Origin of the sequence: Niastella yeongjuensis, from assembly GCF_900110245.1 — a bacterium.
GTDB lineage: Bacteria > Bacteroidota > Bacteroidia > Chitinophagales > Chitinophagaceae > Niastella > Niastella yeongjuensis.
Map to the genome: position 1 here is coordinate 160,190 of NZ_FOCZ01000014.1, position 19,197 is coordinate 179,386.

Annotated in this window: 13 protein-coding genes and 1 rRNA gene; 8 read left to right on the plus strand and 6 right to left on the minus strand. The window is 45.9% G+C overall.

The window, feature by feature from the left end:
* Positions 1-77: 77 nt before the first annotated feature.
* Entirely contained in the window at positions 78-1,493 is a 1,416-nt protein-coding gene (locus BMX95_RS28245; protein WP_081198479.1) for an efflux transporter outer membrane subunit, read from the plus strand.
* Positions 1,494-1,641: 148 nt separating this feature from the next.
* Here BMX95_RS28245 and htpG read toward each other — a convergent pair whose 3' ends face one another.
* Both htpG and BMX95_RS28255 read right to left on the minus strand, forming a co-directional pair.
* Positions 1,642-3,522: a molecular chaperone HtpG gene (gene htpG / locus BMX95_RS28250; RefSeq protein ID WP_081198478.1), complete on the minus strand. Its 1,881-nt coding sequence runs from the start codon at positions 3,520-3,522 to the stop codon at positions 1,642-1,644.
* 127 nt (positions 3,523-3,649) lie between these two features.
* Positions 3,650-4,024, minus strand: a complete 375-nt coding sequence (locus BMX95_RS28255) for a hypothetical protein (RefSeq protein ID WP_081198477.1) — start codon at positions 4,022-4,024, stop codon at positions 3,650-3,652.
* Positions 4,025-4,315: 291 nt separating this feature from the next.
* Between BMX95_RS28255 and BMX95_RS28260 the strand changes: the two genes are divergently transcribed.
* The 7 genes from BMX95_RS28260 (at position 4,316) to BMX95_RS28295 (ending at position 14,330) form a co-directional block, all read left to right on the plus strand.
* Positions 4,316-9,289 carry a cadherin-like beta sandwich domain-containing protein gene (locus tag BMX95_RS28260; RefSeq protein ID WP_165758846.1) on the plus strand — a complete coding sequence of 1,658 codons (4,974 nt, stop codon included), beginning with the start codon at positions 4,316-4,318 and terminating at the stop codon, positions 9,287-9,289.
* Positions 9,290-9,468: 179 nt separating this feature from the next.
* Positions 9,469-9,822 carry a 30S ribosomal protein S6 gene (gene rpsF, locus BMX95_RS28265; protein ID WP_081198475.1) on the plus strand — a complete coding sequence of 118 codons (354 nt, stop codon included), beginning with the start codon at positions 9,469-9,471 and terminating at the stop codon, positions 9,820-9,822.
* A gap of 2 nt (positions 9,823-9,824) precedes the next feature.
* Positions 9,825-10,091, plus strand: coding sequence for a 30S ribosomal protein S18 (gene rpsR / locus BMX95_RS28270; protein WP_014221276.1), 267 nt, complete (start codon positions 9,825-9,827; stop codon positions 10,089-10,091).
* A 9-nt stretch (positions 10,092-10,100) separates the two neighbouring features.
* Positions 10,101-10,547 (plus strand): 50S ribosomal protein L9, encoded by a 447-nt coding sequence (rplI, locus tag BMX95_RS28275; RefSeq protein ID WP_081198474.1) that lies wholly within the window; start codon positions 10,101-10,103, stop codon positions 10,545-10,547.
* Positions 10,548-10,926: 379 nt separating this feature from the next.
* Positions 10,927-11,292: an RNA recognition motif domain-containing protein gene (locus BMX95_RS35730; protein WP_081198473.1), complete on the plus strand. Its 366-nt coding sequence runs from the start codon at positions 10,927-10,929 to the stop codon at positions 11,290-11,292.
* Between the two features lie 713 nt (positions 11,293-12,005).
* Positions 12,006-13,382, plus strand: a complete 1,377-nt coding sequence (locus tag BMX95_RS28290; RefSeq protein ID WP_081198472.1) for an HAD-IB family phosphatase — start codon at positions 12,006-12,008, stop codon at positions 13,380-13,382.
* 66 nt (positions 13,383-13,448) lie between these two features.
* Complete coding sequence (locus BMX95_RS28295; RefSeq protein ID WP_081198471.1) at positions 13,449-14,330, plus strand: universal stress protein; 882 nt, start codon at positions 13,449-13,451, stop codon at positions 14,328-14,330.
* 524 nt (positions 14,331-14,854) lie between these two features.
* Here BMX95_RS28295 and BMX95_RS28305 read toward each other — a convergent pair.
* From BMX95_RS28305 to rrf, 4 genes are all read right to left on the minus strand, one after another.
* Positions 14,855-16,231 (minus strand): 3-keto-disaccharide hydrolase, encoded by a 1,377-nt coding sequence (locus BMX95_RS28305; protein ID WP_081198469.1) that lies wholly within the window; start codon positions 16,229-16,231, stop codon positions 14,855-14,857.
* A gap of 17 nt (positions 16,232-16,248) precedes the next feature.
* Positions 16,249-17,451, minus strand: coding sequence for a Gfo/Idh/MocA family protein (locus tag BMX95_RS28310; RefSeq protein ID WP_081198468.1), 1,203 nt, complete (start codon positions 17,449-17,451; stop codon positions 16,249-16,251).
* Between the two features lie 112 nt (positions 17,452-17,563).
* Positions 17,564-18,565: an FAD:protein FMN transferase gene (locus BMX95_RS28315; protein ID WP_081198467.1), complete on the minus strand. Its 1,002-nt coding sequence runs from the start codon at positions 18,563-18,565 to the stop codon at positions 17,564-17,566.
* Between the two features lie 328 nt (positions 18,566-18,893).
* A 5S ribosomal RNA gene (gene rrf, locus BMX95_RS28320) occupies positions 18,894-19,005 on the minus strand.
* Between the last annotated feature and the right edge of the window lie 192 nt (positions 19,006-19,197).

The window sequence follows — 19,197 nt, forward strand, 5'->3', positions numbered from 1 at the left end:
AAATCATTCATGAATTGCCATTCGCTTACGGGTGGATGGCAATTCTTAAAAGTTCGAAAATTTAAATAAGGATATACATGCGTAAAAGTAATATCACTATTTATTCCACACTGGCTTTGGCGGCGTTTCTGTCAGCGTGCCACATGGGTAAAGACTACCAGCGATCAGAGCTTTCTTTACCTGCTCAGTTCGCTACCACCGCGGCGCCTTCAGATTCCAGCGTGGCAGATATGGAATGGAAAAAGTTCTTTTCCGATCCTACCCTGCAGACATTGATAGGTCATGCATTGGAAAACAGCTTCGATGTACAGGTGGCTATGAAACGGGTTGATGAAGCCGTTGCTTATTCCAAACAGGCTAAAGTAAACTGGGGACCTACCATTGCAGCGAATTTAACCGCCTCCAGTACTTTTCCTTCAAAGAATAGTTTGAATGGATTAAGTTTAAAAAGCTTCCTGCATAAAGAACATCTGGAAGACTACAACCTGAACGCCAGTTTAAACTGGGAAATTGATATCTGGGGCAAACTGCGCCGTCAGCGTGAAGTAGCCAACTCTCAATACTTACAAACCTACGAAGCCAGCCGGGCCGTGCAAACAGCCCTGGTAGCCAACATCGCCAGCAGTTATTTCAACCTGCTGATGCTGGATGCGCAGCTGGCAGTAGCACAGCGTAGTGTTAACCTGGGCGATACCATCGTGCAATTTATCTCCTTGCAAAAACAGGCTGGTCAGGCTACGGAGTTAGCGGTGCAACAAGCCACTTCCCAACAACAAACAGCCAGGATCCTGATCCCGCAATTGGAGCAGCAGATCGCCATCCAGGAAAATACGATCCACATCCTGAGCGGTGATCAACCCGGTACTATTGCCCGTACCTCTAAATTGCAGGAATATAAATCATGGGAGCAGTTACCAACAGGTGTACCTGCCGCTATGGTAAGCCGCCGCCCCGATGTTCGCAGCAATGAAATGGCCCTGGTGGCAGCCAATGCACGCGTTGGTGTGGCTGAAGCCAGTATGTACCCCACCCTCAGCATCACTGCCAGTGGTGGTTTGAATGCATACGAATTCACTAAATGGTTCAATATACCAGGTTCATTGTTTGCTACAGGTCTGGCAGGCGTTACACAACCGATCTTTCAACGCCGCGCGTTGAAAACCCAGTTTGAAGTGGCTAAGCTGCAACGCGATGAAGCAGCGCTCACCTTCCGCCAGTCAGCTTACACTGCCATGGGCGAAGTAGCCAATGCGCTGGTAAGTATTGACAAACTGAAATCACAATTCCAACTCAGCACCGACCAGGTGAATTTGTCGAACAGTGCCATAGGAAACGCTAAACTGCTGTACAAAAGTGGTTTGGCCGACTACCTGGAAGTGATCACTGCCCAAAGCAACCTGCTGCAGGCAGAGTTATACAATGCCACAATTCAACGTAACCAACTCGACGCTATGGTAGAACTGTACAGAGCGCTGGGCGGTGGTTGGAAATAAGGCTGAGCACGTGACTCATAAAAGACAGGCCATGTAAATATATAAGTCAGGAATTAGTACGACAGGACAACGAATCAAATAGACAAAAATAAAACAGGCCATCAGTTAAAACTGGTGGCCTGTTTTTATATTATACCTGTCTTACTTCTTATTTCACACTTCCTACTTCTGCTTCTCCGGCGCCCATCAAATCAACACTGCGGTTAATGAAGCTGGTAAGGTTACTACCCTTGAGTAATCCTTGCGATAACAGGGCCAGATCGGCCAGGTTATGCACTACCTTCTCCTGTTTTGCTTTATCATCGTTCTTCAGCAGCTGCTGATAAATGGGGTGGTTACCATTTACGGTCAGCGTAACCTCATCGGGCATATTTGCATAAAAGCTGGCCATGGGGCCACTCATGGAAGCCATGTCTTTCATCCGGCGCATAAACTCAGGGCGGGTAGCCACTACCGGTGGCGCCTCTGTGCTCAGTCCTTTTACTTCAACTGTCATGGAAAGACCGGTCATTTTAATATCGAACAACCCTTTTAAGGCAGCTTCATCATCCTTGCTTAAAATGCTGTCCAGGTTCTCCTGTTTGTCGATAAGGTTATCAGCGATGTCGGCATCAACCCGGTTAAAAGTAACATCGCTCCATTTCGATTCCATCTGGTTAACGAATGAAGGATCGATCAGGGTATCCATTTTTACTACTATATAGCCTTTTGCCTCAGCGCCTCTTATGTAGGCATCCTGTTGCACGGTATCGGTAGTGTATAAAATAACCAGTTTGCCATCTTTGTTCTTTTGCAGGGTTTCGGTTGCCATGCGCAACTCATCCAGCGTATAGAACTTCTTTTCCCCTTCCCCATAACCGGCGATCTCAAACAAATGGAATTTGTTGCCTCTTTCCATGAATTTGTCATCGGTCATCATACCATACTTCACAAACAAGCCCAGGCTGTCCCACTTGCCTTCAAACTCTTTTCTTTCTTTATTGAATAACTCTTCCAGTTTATCGGCCACCTTTTTGGTGATGTGGTTGTTGATCTTCTTAACATTGGGATCGCCTTGCAGGTAGCTGCGGCTTACGTTCAAGGGAATATCCGGACTGTCAATAACCCCATGCAACAGCATCAGGAATTCAGGAACAATATCCTTAACCTCATCGGTAACAAATACCTGGTTGCTGTAAAGCTGGATCTTGTCTTTTTGAATTTCGTAGCTCTGTTTTATTTTGGGGAAATATAAGATACCGGTAAGGTTGAATGGATAATCCACATTCAGGTGGATCCAGAACAACGGTGGTTCGTTATACTGATACAGTTCTTTATAAAAATTCTGATAATCTTCAGCACTCAGCTCAGACGGTTTCTTCTTCCAGGCAGGCTGGGTATTGTTGATTGGGGGCGCATCTGCTTCCTCATTCTTATGACGGAAATAAATGGGCACGGGCAAAAAGCGGCAGAACCGAAGTAAAATGCCGCGAATGCGCTCGGGGTCAAGGAACTCAGCGCTTTCCTCATTGATGTATAAAACTATGTCGGTACCACGGTCCGTTTTGTTGGTTTCTTCCAGCATGTATTCGGGACTGCCATCGCACTCCCATCGAACAGCCGGGGTATCTTCTTTAAAACTCTTAGTGAACACTTCCACTTTATCACTCACCATAAAGGCTGAGTAAAAACCCAGACCAAACTTACCAATGATGGCGTTTTCGTTCTGTCCCTTGTATTTTTTCACAAACTCCTCGGCGCCACTAAAAGCCACCTGGTTCAAATACTTTTCCACTTCAGCCGCCGACATCCCGATACCGCGGTCTGAAATGGTGATGGTCTTTGCTTCTTCATCGAGTTTTACTTCAATCAGCAACTCCCCTACTTCCCCTTTTGCTTCGCCTATGGAAGAAAGGGTCTTCAGTTTCTGGGAAGCATCTACGGCATTGCTGATGAGCTCACGCAGAAAAATATCGTGATCGCTATACAGGAATTTCTTAATGATCGGAAAAATATTCTCGGTTTGTACCTGTATGGTCCCTTTTTGCATATTTATTCGTTTTTTGGCAGTTTAATAGTATGGGTTGAACCCCACCAAAGAGAGTGCCATTGGCGGCTGAGGGCTCAAAATCGGCAAAATTGTCAGCCGAAAGCAAAGAAAAAAGGGTCCCGGGAGATTAGGAATGCTTCATCAGACAGGCAATTAGCCGCACCAGCACAAAAACCAGCCAGATCCAATACCAGCCTTTCAACGCACTGCTTATCGGCGGCCGGTTGCGTTTTATGGACTGGTCGGGCCGCAGGCGAAGCAACGGCATAGGGCTGGTGGAAGGGGTGTTCCTGGACGCATTGGTATTATTCAGCTGCTTTTCAGCCGCTTTTTGTTCTTTGGTGCGATAATCATGTCCCCGGCCTAACAAAATGCTACGGGCAGCCTCCACCACACCAGGTGCATAAGTGCCATTCTTATCAGTTACGATTTGAATGAGTTGTTCGGTAGAATAGTTATTGTACTCGTCAATCACCGGATCGCCGGATTTAAACAAGGCCATAGGCAAAGAGTTAGGGATGCAATTAAATGCATTTTTAGCACATCCGTAAAATCCTGCCTATACAAGATTGTTAGTTTCTAACATTTACCATGTTGCTTTCTTACAATTAAAAATAATGTATTATTGAAACGCTGTATTTACGGCCAAACGTAACATTTGCATAATACAGGTCTTCTATCTTTGGTTTCAACCACCACACCCGCAAAATCCTTAACTGGTAGCTCATTATACCTGAGCCAGTATCATTGAATAACCTTTAAATATTTTTCCTTCAAAACCTTTATGCACGCAATGAGAAAATTGTACCTACTACTCATGGGTATGCTGCTGATAGCATGCCCTGAATTATTTGCACAGGTTAGTATAACCACCATGAACACAGCGTATACCCAGGATTTCAATACGCTGGTCAATTCAGGAACAGGCACCCTGGCTGCCAATATGCCCCCTGGCTGGTTATTCAGCGAAACCACCGGCAATACCGATTATACGGCAAGCACCGGTTCTTCAACAGCAGGAGACACCTACAGCTTTGGGGCCACGGGCAGCTCCGACCGTGCTTTCGGCACTATTGCATCAAATACCTCACAACCAGCTATCGGAGCTGGATTTACCAACAACACCGGCAGCACAATTAACGCCCTTACCATTTCATTCACCGGTGAACAATGGCGTTTGGGCGCTACGGGTGGCCGTTTAGACAGGCTCGATTTTCAATACAGTCTTAATGCTACCGGCCTTACTACCGGTACCTGGACTGATGTAGACAACCTTGATTTGAATACACCTAACCCCGGCGGGACTACTACCGGTATGTATGATGGCAATGCCAGCACAAACCAAACTGCTATTAGTTACACGATTTCGGGTCTTTCTATAGCACCCGGGGCCACCTTCTATATCAGATGGAACGACGTAAATATTTCCGGGAATGATGATGGACTTGGTATCGATGATTTCAGCCTTACAGCCGCCTCTACAGATGCTTCCCTGACAGGACTAGTTATTAGTTCCGGTACATTGTCACCGGCATTTTCCGCTGCGACCACCAGCTATACAGCCTCGGTAGGAAATGCGGTCAATAGCCTAACCGTTACCCCCACAACAAATGCAATAGCCACTATTACCGTTAATGGCATTTCGGTAACAAGCGGCAATTCCTCTTCTGCTATCCCCCTGAACGAGGGTGTTAATACCATAACAACTATTGTAACTGCGCAGGATGGCGTTACAACCAAAACATATACCATAACCGTTACCAGGGCAACTTCCGGCACCCCAACAATTATCCAGGGTGCTGCATTGAGTGGCTTTGGAAACGTTTGTGTCAATACCACCACCGGCCCTAACTCCTTTACCATGGATGGCGCCGACCTGGATGGCAGTAATATTTCACTGGCTGCACTTCCGGGCTTCCTGTATAGTGAATCAGCCGGCGGTCCTTACACCAGCACACTTGGTTTTTCTTATGCAGGCACCAGCTTTACCGGCAAAACCATTTATGTAACGTTTAACCCTATTGTGGAACAAGCGTATGATGGCAATATCGTTGTAAGCGGCGGTGGCATCACGCCCGTGAATATTGCGGTTGCCGGTACCGGTATCAACACCACTGCAACAGTAAACACGGGTGCCAGTTCGGGCGTTACCACAACAATGGCTATTGCAGGCAGCATTGCCAGTACTGGTTGTTCCCCCATCACCGGTTACGGGTTGGAATACAGTCTTGTATCTCCCTGGCTGGCGGGCACCGGTACACAGGTACCCGCATCTAACCTGAGCGGTGGCAATTTCAGTGTGACACTCTCTGGTCTCAACCCCAATCAAAAAATGTATTACAAGGCCTATGTAACCACTTCCGGCGGCACAGCCTATGGTACTGAACTGTCGTTTATCAATACTACATTGCCAGTTTCCATGGCTTCACAGCCCGGAATGACCTATACCCAGGATTTTACGGATATCGCATCCTGGACCAGCTTCTTCATCAATGGCAATGGGGCGAATCATTTTAACGGGTTAGTAGTATCAGGGGCAGGCGCCATTCCCAATGCCAATGTGATCACCACACAAACCGGCACATTTGCTTCCGGTAGTTCGGGCGGGGTGCAAAAAGGTACCGACCAGTCACCGGCTACCCAGTCGATCGTTCTGCTGTCGACAGGGCCCAACGATAATACCTCTTCCGCTGCGTTTGACTTTTATATGGACTTTAGCGGTGTAAATGCCGGTACGTTGAGTTTTGACTGGGCTTCCATCAACAATGCCACGGGCGATCGCAATGGCTCTCTGCGTGTGTATGCCAGCATCGACGGTACCAACTGGACTGAGCTCACTTTTGCGGATGTGCTGAATTTTACTAATAACTCCCCCACCAGCGGTACGCAATCAAATATTGCGCTGCCTGCCATCTTCAATAACAGCGCTACTGCCAGGCTTCGCTTTTATTATCACAATGCTGCAGCCGGTACCACGCCAACTGGTTCCAGACCCAAGATCAGTATCGACAATCTGAAGGTAACTGCCGTAGCTACCACCCCCTGTGTTAACCCAGCTGCCGCCCCAACAGCATTAACCTTTGGTACTATCACAGATGTATCGATACAGGGCAGCTTTACGGCGGCCAGTCCGGCAGTTGACAATTACCTGGTTATTGCCAGTACCAGCAGCAGCCTTACGTCGAACCCTGTTGACGGACAGATCTATAACATAGGGGACAACGTGGGTGACGGTACCGTTATCGCCAATGGCAACAGTACCAGCTTTACTGCTACAGGGCTCAATGCTTCTACCCAATACTATTTCTTTATTTATTCGCTGAACAGTATTTGTACCGGCGGCCCTTTGTATTATCCCACGCCCCTCATTGATCAGGCAACCACCAATGCCGGATTGCCACCCTGCGCTGCACCGGCATCACAACCAACTGCGCTCACATTTGGTACTACAACGCCAGGTACCATACAGGGTTCTTTCACTGCTACTACCGCAGATGAATACCTGGTACTGGTAAGCACTTCTGCTTCCTTAAGCAGTAACCCGGTCAATGCACAGGCATATGCAACCGGCGATGTCATTGGCAACGCCACCGTGGTGAGCCGCAGTTCGGCCACTACATTTACAGCCAGCAACCTGGTGCCCAACACGCCCTATTATTTCTATGTGTTCAGTCTGCAGTTACAAAACTGTTTGAATGGACCTGCTTACAATATCACCGCCCCGTTAACGGCATCGCAGAATACACAGCCTTTGCCGCCATGTGCCACCCCAACGGTACAACCAGCCAACATAACCTTTAATGCTTCCAATACCAGCATTTCAGGGGCTTTCACAGCTGGTACCGGTGCAGATGATTACCTGGTCATCAGCAGTACTTCACCGACATTAAGCGCCACGCCGGTTGATAATACCGATTACAATGTGGGCGATAATATCGGTGGCGGCGTAGTGGTGGCCAACACAACTACTACCAGCTTTTTGGTAACTAATCTTACGCCGAACACGACTAATTATTTCTTTGTTTTCGCTGCCAATAAAAATTGCACCGGCGGAACAAAATACCTCACTACGGCCCCATTATCAGGTACACAGGCAACCAACAACCTGCCGGTGAACAATTATTACTTTGGTACCCTGCACTCGCATTCTGATTATTCAGATGGTAACCAGGACCAACCTGGTAAAACACCTGCCGATGATTACGCGTACGCCAAAAATGCCCAGTGTATGGATTTCCTGGGGATCTCAGAGCATAACCATTACTCCAACTTTGACAACCCGGGTAACCAGATAGATAATTATCACAAGGGATCGGTTCAGGCCAATGCCTTCACAGCCGCCAATTCCAACTTCCTGGCATTGTATGGTATGGAATGGGGAGTGATCAACAATGGTGGCCACGTAGTGGTGTATGGCGATGGTATGGACGATCTGTTTGGCTGGGAAAGCGGCAGCGGCGGCTGGGGTTCTTCCAACAACTACGACGTATACGTAGCCAAGAACGACTATACCGGCCCCAATGGTTTATTCAAAACCATCAATGACAATGTGGCTAAAAATACCTTCGCTACACTGGCTCACCCCAACTCAAGCGATTATAACAACCTGTCCAATACAACCTATAACACGGTTGCTGATAATGCCATCACCGGCTCAGCCGTAGAAAGCGGCCCTGCAACTTCTACGAACACTACCTATACCAACCCGGGCAGTTCTATGTTCTATCTGGGTTATTTCCAGAAACTGCTCGCTTTAGGGTATCACCTGGGACCGGTGATTGACCACGACAACCACAATACCACTTTCGGCCATACCACGTATTCACGTACAGCTGTTCTGGCGCCTTCTCTTACAAAAACCGACATTATCAAAGGCTACCGTGATATGCATTTCTATGCAACACAGGATTGCGATACAAAAGTTGACTTCACCATCAACACCCGTATGATGGGATCTGTATTTACCGATCGCAACGCACCGATCATCAACGTGAGCCTTTCAGATAATACGACCAGCGTAAGTAATGCCGTGATCAATGTGATGACTGGCGTACCCGGCAGCGGCGTTGCTGCTCAAAAGATCACTTCCGTAACCGGCAGTAGTATGACCTTCCAGGATAATAACCTGGCAGATCTGGCAACCGGATATTATTATCTCGATATCACCAATGGCAGCGCGCGCATTATCACCGCACCCATCTGGTATACCAGGAATGATATCAATACCTCACTTCCTGTTACCTTTTTATCCTTTACAGGTAAACTGGTAAATGAGAAAGTAAAGCTTGACTGGACAACCGCCCAGGAAACCAACAGTAAAGAGTTTATTGTTGAAAGAAGCACCGATGGCCGCACCTTTAATGCCATAGGCAAAGTAGCTGCTGCTGGTAACAGCAACCATGCCACCAGTTACAGCTATACTGATGCGCAACCGGTAAATGGCATGAACTATTATCGCCTGCAGCAGGTGGACCTTGATGGAAAATCCATCCTGTCTGCCGTTGTTAAGGTGAGGACCGACAGAACGGGTGGTTTTTATGTTGGCCCCAATCCGGCCCATAGCTCAGTAACCATTTACCGCCAGGGCAGCAATGAAGCAGTGCGGGTTGAACTGATGGATGTAAATGGAAAAACATTGCAGCAACTGAATATGGCTGCTGCCACCTACACCGCCACCTTCAACGTAAGTAGCTTACCACGAGGTATTTACCTGATGAAGTTCACCAGCTCAACAGGAATTCAGACTGAAAAGATAATGGTGGAATAATTGCTCCCACCTGGTTTTAAAACCCTCAGGATGGCATCCTGGGGGTTTTCTTTTTTAACCTACCTGTTTATCAATACCTTAGCATTTCATTTGAAACACAGCAGATCCATTTGCCCCTTTGACATATTTTAATTACTTTTGCAGCCCAAATTAATTTTTTAACCAACAAACAGGGATCAATGAACAATTACGAATTGATGGTGATTTTTACCCCTGTGCTTTCTGACGATGATTTTAAAGCGTCTCAGAAAAAATACACCGACTTTATCAAAAGTATTGGCGGTGAGATTGTGCACGAAAATCCCTGGGGATTAAAATCACTGGCGTATCCGATCCAGAAAAAGACCACTGGTCTGTACTGGGTAATGGAATACAAAGCGCCATCCAGCCTCAATGAGCAATTGAAAATTCAATTGCTGCGTGACGACAATGTGTTGCGTCACATGTTCACTGTGCTCGATAAATACGCCGTCGAGTACAATGGTAAAAAGAGAAGTGGTGTACCTACAGGAACTGAAAAAGTAGAAGGATAGTCATGGCAAAAGCAAATGAAATTAAGTACCTGACCGCCATTAAAACCGAGAAGCCCCGGAAGAAATTCTGCCGCTTCAAAAAATATGGCATTAAGTACGTTGATTACAAAGACGCTGAGTTTTTGAAAAAGTTCCTGAACGAGCAAGGTAAATTATTACCCCGCCGTATTACAGGTAACTCTTTGAAGTACCAACGTAAAGTAGCACAGGCTTGTAAAAAAGCCCGTCAAATGGCTTTATTACCGTACGTAACTGACCTTTTAAAATAGGAGGACACCATGGACATTATACTGATAAAAGACGTAGATAACCTGGGTGGTGCCAACGAGGTAGTTAAAGTACGCAATGGCTATGCCCGTAACTTTCTTATTCCTCAAAAGTTTGCAGTAGAAGCTAGTCCTTCTAACCTGAAACAATTAGAGGAAAAAAGAAAGCAAATTGAAAAGAAAGAAAAGCAAATGCTTTCTGCTATCAATGAAGTAATTGCCAAACTGAAAGAAGGCGCCCTGAAAATCGGAGCTAAATCCGGTACCAGCGGCAAGATCTTCGGTACTGTTACTTCTTTGCAGATTGCCCGCGCCATCCGCGAGCAAAAAGGTTATGAGATCGATCGTAAAAAGATCACTCTGCCTGATGAAGTAAAAGAACTGGGCGCTTATAAAGCAACCATCGATTTCGGCAATGGTCATAGCACCGAGCTGGACTTCGAAGTAGTAGCTGAGTAATTCGTTCCAACTTCAATAAAAGTGAGCCTTTTCTGCCTTTGGCGGGGAAGGCTTTTCTTTTTGCCGGATATGTAAAAAAACAACATAAGCAGTAAGGGTTTCCCCATAGAACGGCGGGCCTGGCGGCTCATTTGTATATCTCCAGCTGTTTCTTAGGTACTTGTATACAATAAATCGGGTATTTTCTGCAAACCCGCTCCCCGATTGAACGCGGGATTTTTTTTATTGTTTAAATCAAAATAATTCTCCTATCTTCATGTTAGATTAATGTCTTAGTTCTCATGTTCTGCAGTGTCTTACCTGTTTTTCGGTTTCCTCAGTTCATTGTAGCAACTATTGCCATTATCCTTTTTTTCAGAACACTAAAATTTTCGTTACAATGAACATTTATGTAGGGAACCTCTCCTGGCAAATGACCGATGAGGATTTAAGAACCCTGTTCGAGCAGTACGGCTCAGTTACATCTGCTAAGATTGTTAAAGACAAAACCAGCGGACGTAGCAAAGGTTTTGGATTCGTAGAAATGCCTGAGGACGGCGAAGCTCAAAACGCGCTGACCAGCTTATACGAGTCTGAAGTTTTAGGCCGTAAGATTATCGTTAACGAAGCACAACCAAAACCACAAGGTGGTGGCGGCGGCGGATTCAAAAAACGCAGCTTCGGTGGCGGCGGCGGCGGCGGTGGCTACAAAAAAGGTGGCTACAATCGCGGCGGTGGCGGCGGTGGTTACAACAGAGACTATTAATATCGCAATCGCAACGACACTATATAAATCCTTTCGGTATCCCCGGAGGGATTTTTTATTTCCCCCCGCCCCGGCAGGCAGTAGGCAGTAGGCAGTAGGCAGTAGGCAGTAGGCAGTAGGCAGTAGGCAGTAGGCAGTAGGCAGTAGGCGGTAGGTTGGTCTACGGGCGAATCCCTTCTACTCCGCAAGCCGGCGGCTGCGGCGGGCGAAGCAAACGTCAGATAGGAAAACGCCACAATCTACAAGCAATACGTCACTGCTAAGCAATTCCCCCCGACTCAAAAACACAGAACTCAATAACCCAAGAACCTAAGAACCCAAGAACCTAAGAACCTAAGAACTGAAACTCGAAGTCAACCTTTATCAACCCCGTCAACAATATCAACTTTATCAACGTTCCTACCCTAACCCACACCCTCATTGGAAACAAGCTGGCACAGGGTTTTATTTAATTGTCTTTTAATAGCAAATTAACGCCCAGTCAATATTCACAGTTGATCTTCAACGCAGGAAAAATGGGGTGTATAGGGGTTAGTATGTGTGGATTTTTCCCCACACATAACCAATTTTAATGTCCGGTGAAAGGAAAGGCACATCTTTTGCCACTTTACCGGAACATCGGAATTACGTCCCAGGCAGGCTCATTTTCAAGAAGCATTTTTCCTCACCCGTATACACACTGTAGAATCATAAACCGGAGAAATCATAGAAATATGCTAACTGTAATTATTCCTGTATTAAACGAAGAGAAAACTATTGGTAATGTGATCCGCTTTTGCCAGCAATTCCCGCTGGTAACGGAGATCATTGTGGTTGACGATAAGTCGGAAGACAATACGGTAAAAATTGCCGAGGAAGCCGGTGCTACTGTCATTATCAGTCAGGTGCGTGGAAAAGGCATTTCCATGAAAGATGGCATTGCCATTACCACCAATGAATTCATCATTTTCCTCGATGGCGATATTGATCCCTATCCGGAAGGTACCATTACCAACCTGGCCGCCCCCCTGCTGGCAGATGAAGCCGACTTTGTAAAAGGCAGCTTCGCCCGCAATGCCGGCCGGGTAACCGAACTGGTGGCCAAGCCCCTGCTGAATATCTTTTATCCCGGCCTCTCTCATTTCTCACAACCGCTCAGTGGCATGATAGCCGGTAAAAAGTCGTATTTCAAAACGATCGATTTCTTCAATGACTACGGCGTTGATATTGGTATCCTCATAGATATGTACCTGATGAAAGCCCGGGTAACCGAAGTGAACATCGGATACATAGAAAATAAGAGCAAACCCTGGCAGGCATTGGGAAAAATGAGCAAGGAAGTATCAAAGGCCATCATCAGCAAGGCGCAATTACAACATCCCGAAGAGATCAGCGAAGAAGAAATTCATTCCCTGGAAGCCATTAACCGGGAAATGAACAAAACCCTGCGCGAGAAATTATCCGGCTTTCACAAAATGGCCATCTTCGATATGGACGATACCATTCTGCAGGGCCGGTTCATTGACACCTGCGCCATCACTTTTGGCTTTACCGCCAAACTCGAAGACCTGCGCGCCCGGGAAAAAGACCCCATCATCCTTACCAAAAGGATCGGTTCTTTTTTGAAAGGCCGCACTATGGACGAGCTGTTGAACGTTGCCAGTCAAATAGAAATGGTAAGCGATATAAAAGAAGTAGTAAAAGAATTGAAGAACCGGGGATACATCATTGGCATCATCAGCAACAGCTATACTTTAATCACCAACTTTGTAAGGCAAAAGATTGGCGCCGATTTCTCCTATGCCAATCAACTGGAGTTCTTTGAAGGAAAGGTAACCGGTGAAATAAACCTGCCTTCCTATTTCTTTGGTTCACCCGATAGCGTATGCGGACATTCCTACTGTAAAACGAATGCCCTGCAATATGCCTGTGAAAAATACAACGTGCCCATGCAACGCACCATCGTAGTAGGTGACAGCCGCGACGACAGGTGTATGGTTGGCCATGGCGGTAAAGGCGTTGCCTTTTGCACAAAAGACGATCTGCTGGAAACAATCGCCTCTACAAACATCCGGGAGAACAGTTTCCAATCGCTCCTGGCATTTGCTTAATGCAACCAGCCTGGAGCCCAACACAGTAAACCACATTTCTAACAGTAAACCTAAAAACGAACGTCTATGCCAGGAAAATTATATAACATTCTGGTGCCGGTTGATTTTACCGGCCGCAGCAAGTGGGCCATTTCCAAGGCTATTGAACTGGCGAATACCTTCCAGTGCAATATTCACCTGGTACACGTGGTGTCGAAAAATCTGTTACCGCTGGTGCCTGTTGACGCCAGCATGTTACTGCCTTACGACATAACCGCCGACCTCAAAAATGCCCGTAAAAAACTGGAATTACTAAAAGAAACCTATCAACACCATTTGTGTGGAGAAGGTAAAATAGAGATCAGCTTATTACAGGGCCGCCCCAGCCACCAACTGGTTAAATACATCGAGCAATACGATATGGACCTGGTTGTAGTGGGTTTATCAAAATTCAATCTTATACATCGTATACTGTCTTCAGTTTCCATTAGTCAGCTGGCCCGTAAAACCAATGTGCCGGCACTCGCCATCCGTTCAAGTGGACTGGTAAGCCATTTCAAGAAGATCGTATTACCACTCACTGATGAAGTGCCGGTGCGCCGGATCAAGTTTGCCACATTACTTGCCCGTACGTTCCAGAGCACTGTATACCTCGTTAGCCTGCGTAAAGATGGAAATGCTGCCGAGCAGGTAGTGAACAAAACGTTGCAGGTTATACAAAGCCTGAGCACTATTCCGGTGCAATGCTTTTTGCTGGAAGGAAAGAACCTGGCCAAAAGTACGCTCGACTTCTCCAAGCGCATCAATGCCGATCTCATTATGGCCAACCCGCTGAAGGAGTTTCATATGCCAGGCTGGTGGAACCGCATCACCCGTAAGTTGTTATCATACGGTTCAAAAATACCGGTGATCACTGTCGACAAAAACAACGAACAGGCGCCTCAATCTCAATCTCAAACTCAATCTTAGTATTCGTTTTGTTTTTTTAGATAAGGAAAAGTCTTCCTCCGGGGAGACTTTTTTCTTTTATGTTAACATTACAAAGGCAGGGTTTAAAAGGCTCCATTGTAAAACAGACATTTATTAACTCCCATCCGGCTTTCAGCCCCTGTACCCTCCGTATTACAGGCAACCTTTATGTAAAAAATGAACACCTAATTGCTTTAGCAAACCCTTTAGCAGGCCGGTACACAGCTGTGCAGGTAATTTTCTCTTCTGTAATAATCATGCTTAGATAGTAATTACCCTATTTTTTACCTCTTTTCTAGGAGTAATTATTTATTAGTGCAAAATCTTTACGGCAATCTATTTTTTATGTGCGATTTAAGTTGCAACTTTGCAGTAGGATAAGGTTTAATGGTTAATGGTATTTGATTAGTGTAGGGTCGCCTGTAAAAAGGCGACCTTTCTTTTTTACCAGGGCCTGCCCAAAATGTAAAACCCCTCCCGACAGGCCGGGAAGGGTTTCCTAATATCTCCAAAATTGCCATAAGCTACTTTAATTCCTTTATTTTAATACTTCTGAAGCTTACCTCATTTCCATGGTCCTGAAGCAAAATATGCCCTTTAGGCGCTTCTCCAAAGTCTTTCCATTTTTTGTACTTGCTCAACGCCACCAGGTCGCGGTAAGCCGCTGAACCACGGTCGTATTCCAGCACCTTTACTCCGTTCAGGTAATGCACCACATGGTTATTGGGGTATACAACCACCCGGCCAGTATTCCAGTTGCCCGGCTGACGAATGAACCGCTTTTGTTTGTCGGCTTTGATAAGGTCGTACAGGGAAGACAGGGTACGATTGCCATCCCGGCCAAGTTTGGCGTCGGGATGCAGGGTATCGTCCAGCACCTGGTACTCAAGACCAATAGCTGAACCGGCATTGTTTTCAGTGAGGGTCACAAAATATTTTACTCCGCTGTTGGCACCTGGCGTCAATTTAAAATCGAACGACAGGTCAAACGCCTTGTACTCTTCTTTGGTAACAATATCACCGCCGTTGGTTGACTCTGCTCCATTTGATGATAATACAGTCAGTGTTCCCTGTTTTACTTCCCAGCCTTTTTCAGGGAATTCGGGTTTGTAAGCACCTTTCCAGCCGTTGGTGGTTTTGCCGTCGAACAGCAATTTCCAGCCATCGCTTTTTTCGTAGGGCGAAAGGGTGTTGGGAATATAATCAGCGACATAAACACCTTTTGCGAAAGGCAGTGGTGATAATCCGGTTGTTTTTATCCGGATATTCCGCCAGTGGATCTTCTCCCCTGCCAGCTCAGGCTTGGGAATGGCGTGTACCTGTAAGGCAATGAATCCTTTTTTATCAACTGTATCTACTACATAGGCACAGACTTTATCGTTCACCCAGGTCCTGATGTTATTTCCAATACATTCAACCCGGATTTTGTTATACTCACCACGTTTAAAAGCGCCTTGTGCAGCAGGGTTCAATGACAAAGGATAGAGCCAGTCCCGGCGGGCTTCATCATATACGCCACCTGTCCAGGCGCGGGAAGAAGGGTCCAGTTCGAACTGGTAACCATATACCCGGCCTTTACCACCCCGGCCATCGGCCATTTCAGGATTGTAATGACTTCTGAACTGAATGCCTGAGTTGGAAGTAGTGTCGTCTACTTTTACTTCCAGTTCCAACACAAAATCGCCGTATTCTTTATCCGTAACCAGGAAGGTATTGGGCGAATTGGGTACAGTAAGACCTACTATTTCACCGCTTTCAATTTTATAATCGGCCGAACCGGTGATCTTGTTCCAGCCGTTGAGCGTTTTCCCATCAAATAAGTTCGTCCAGCCGCCGCCCGACTGGGCCGTAGCTACAGCCGTAGAAGCAATCGCAAAAAGTACACAGCTAAGTTTTTTCATATGTCAGTTAAAGATGATTACGAGATATTATAAGCAGGTTTCCACTTTTCAATCGTGTGATTATAGATAGCGCTGTTGGCCAGTGCCACGCAGATGGCTGTGGTGGCGCCGGTAACAATATTGGAGGAGGGCAGCTTTTTATTGATAATAGATTCATGAAACTCCACCAGCGCATAATAAGTACCGTCTTTCAGGTCCTCTTTTATAATGGGAATACCGCCATCTTTATTCCATTCAATTTTGGTAGCGCCGGTAACGCCATCTACTGTTTGCAGTTCTTTTTTGGTAGTGGGTTCGGGATAGTACACTCCTTCATGCATCAATAAATGCACGGCGCCTTTCGTTCCTTTTATTTTGAAGATATATCCATCGTGAGCATTGCCACAGGTGGCGCCGAAATTACCGATCATGTTGTCTTTGGAATAACGCAACATCACCTGCACATTGTCGTAAGTCTCTCTGCCGTCTTTGTAAAAATCAATGCCGCCGGTTCCCAGTATTTCATCGGGATGGGTATTGAAAGCCCAGTTGATAAAATCCATCTGGTGCGATAATAATTCAGCAGGCAGTCCGCCAGAGTATTCTCTATACATACGCCAGTTCACCTGTTTATCAGAATACCCTGTTGGTACAGGACGTCGCCAGTTCCAGTTACGGTCCCAACGGCTATCTATCTGTGTAACTTTACCCAGGTAGCCTTTGTCGATCATCTCCTTTACTTTAAAGTACAGGGGTGTTGACCGGTATTGATGCCCTATTTGTACAATCTGACCGGAATGTGCTTTGGCTGTTTTAACCAGGTCAAGTGACTGGTCAATGGAATAGGTCATTGCTTTCTCCAGGTATATGTGTTTACCTGCTGCCAGTGCATCTTTGGCAATATGATAATGTTCGCTTAATGTAACGGCAATCACCACGGCCTGTATTGACTTATCATCGAGCAGCTGGCGATAATCTTTATACACTTTAAGGTTGGAGGAAGGAAGTGCTTTTTTTGCGTTCTCTACTCTGAAGTCGAGTATATCACAAACAGCGGTTACGGAAAAGCGGTCGGCAAGGTCTTTGAGCATGTTCATAATGCCCGTTCCGCGGTCGCCGCATCCGATAATACCGATGTTTATTTTATCAGCTGTGCCGGCAAAAGCCTGCACCATTTGGTTGGATAACAACAGGCCTCCGGCCAGTATTCCTGATTGTTTAATGAAATGACGTCTGCTCATAAAGCAATGCAAAAGTTTATTATATAAAACGATAAAATGGAATCGATCCCCGTTCTTTTATAAGTTGAAATTTCCCATTTATCGGTGGCATCGTACCGACAATTTAGTATAATTATTGTATTTGCAACAATTTATAAAACCGGCCCGATGCCGTATCGGCAACAGCGCCCTTGCTGGTACGGTAAATAAAATGGGCAGCCATATCATTTCGTTTTTCTACAAACTGCAGTGCTTTTTTCAACCCCATTACCATAAGCGCGTTGTCGTATGCATCGGCGGTAATGGCATCGCGGGCATACACGGTTACGCTGATCAATTCATTTTGAGCCGGATAACCGGTACGTGGATCAATCAGGTGCGAGATCTTTTTGCCTTCGCTTTTATAGAATTTGCGATAGCTGCCCGAGGTGGTTACAGCGCCACTGTCTGCCGTAACGATCTTGCTGATCATCGACAGCTCATAATCATTTTCCCCTGGTGCTTCTATCCCTATTTTCATTTTCTCACCACCAGGTTGTTTGTGCCCTTTCACCCTGATCTCGCCTCCTATTTCTACCAGGTAATTGGTTATGCCATTCGCTTCCAGGTAATTGGCCACTACATCCACACTATAGCCCTGGGCAATGCCATTCACATCGATCTTTATACAGGGTTTCAGTTTCTGCAATGTGGCCCCTTTCAGCAGCAGATTATCAGAACCAACACAATCCTTAAGCGCCTTAATGGTGGCTGAATCCGGCAGTGCGCTCACTTTCTTTGGACCAAAGCCCCAGGCCTGTACCAATGGTTGTACTGTGATATCGAAAATACCGCCAGTTTGCCGGTAGGTATCTATCGACTTTTTGATCACATTCAAAAAATGCGCATCCATGTTTACAGCGGTAGCTGAATCATTAAATCTGGTAATAAGAGAGGAAGGATTATAAATAGAGAGGGAAGTATCGATTTTAGCCAGTATGCTATCGACCTGGGGTTGACCTATGGTACTGTCTTTCACATACCAGGTAATATGGTATGTAGTACCCTGAGCTTTTCCATTGATCTGTATTTTTCGCCATGCAGGTTGTTGGTTGAAAGCGGTACAGAAAACTAATAGCACGCATAAGTATCGCATACGACAAATGTAAGTAAAATCGTATGTGGAAGATTTGCGTTTAATTAAACTCAATTGGCAAGTTCATTTGAGTTTCAAGTTTCAAGTTGAAAGTTTAAAGTTGAAAGGTTCGAGTTCCCGTTATTGGGTTATTAAGTTGTTGGGTTCTTAGCTCTTGGGGTCTAAATTCTGGAGGCAATGTTCTTAGGAGTTTGTCGCGAAGAAGTGTATTGCGTGCGGCTTGTGGTCGTATTTCTTTCTGCCTTCTGCCCTCTGCCTTCTGCCCTTTCCAGGGAGGTATAAAAAGCAAAAAGCCACCTGACACCAGTCAAGAGGCTTTTTACAATAAATATGGCAACTACCTACTCTCCCACATTGTTGTGTAGTACCATCGGCCATGAGGGGCTTAACTTCTCTGTTCGGAATGGGAAGAGGTGAACACCCTCGGTATAATCACCATAAGATCTTTAGTTAAGATGTTATGTCTAAACCGTAATAAGATTACATATTGGGAAGTTGTAAATGCGATCGTAATAGAACTAACAATAAATATTATTCGTATTCAAAATTGTTAAAAAAATTAAAGCGTACGGGTAATTAGTACTACTCGACTTTGATGTTACCATCTGTACATCTGTAGCCTATCAACGTCA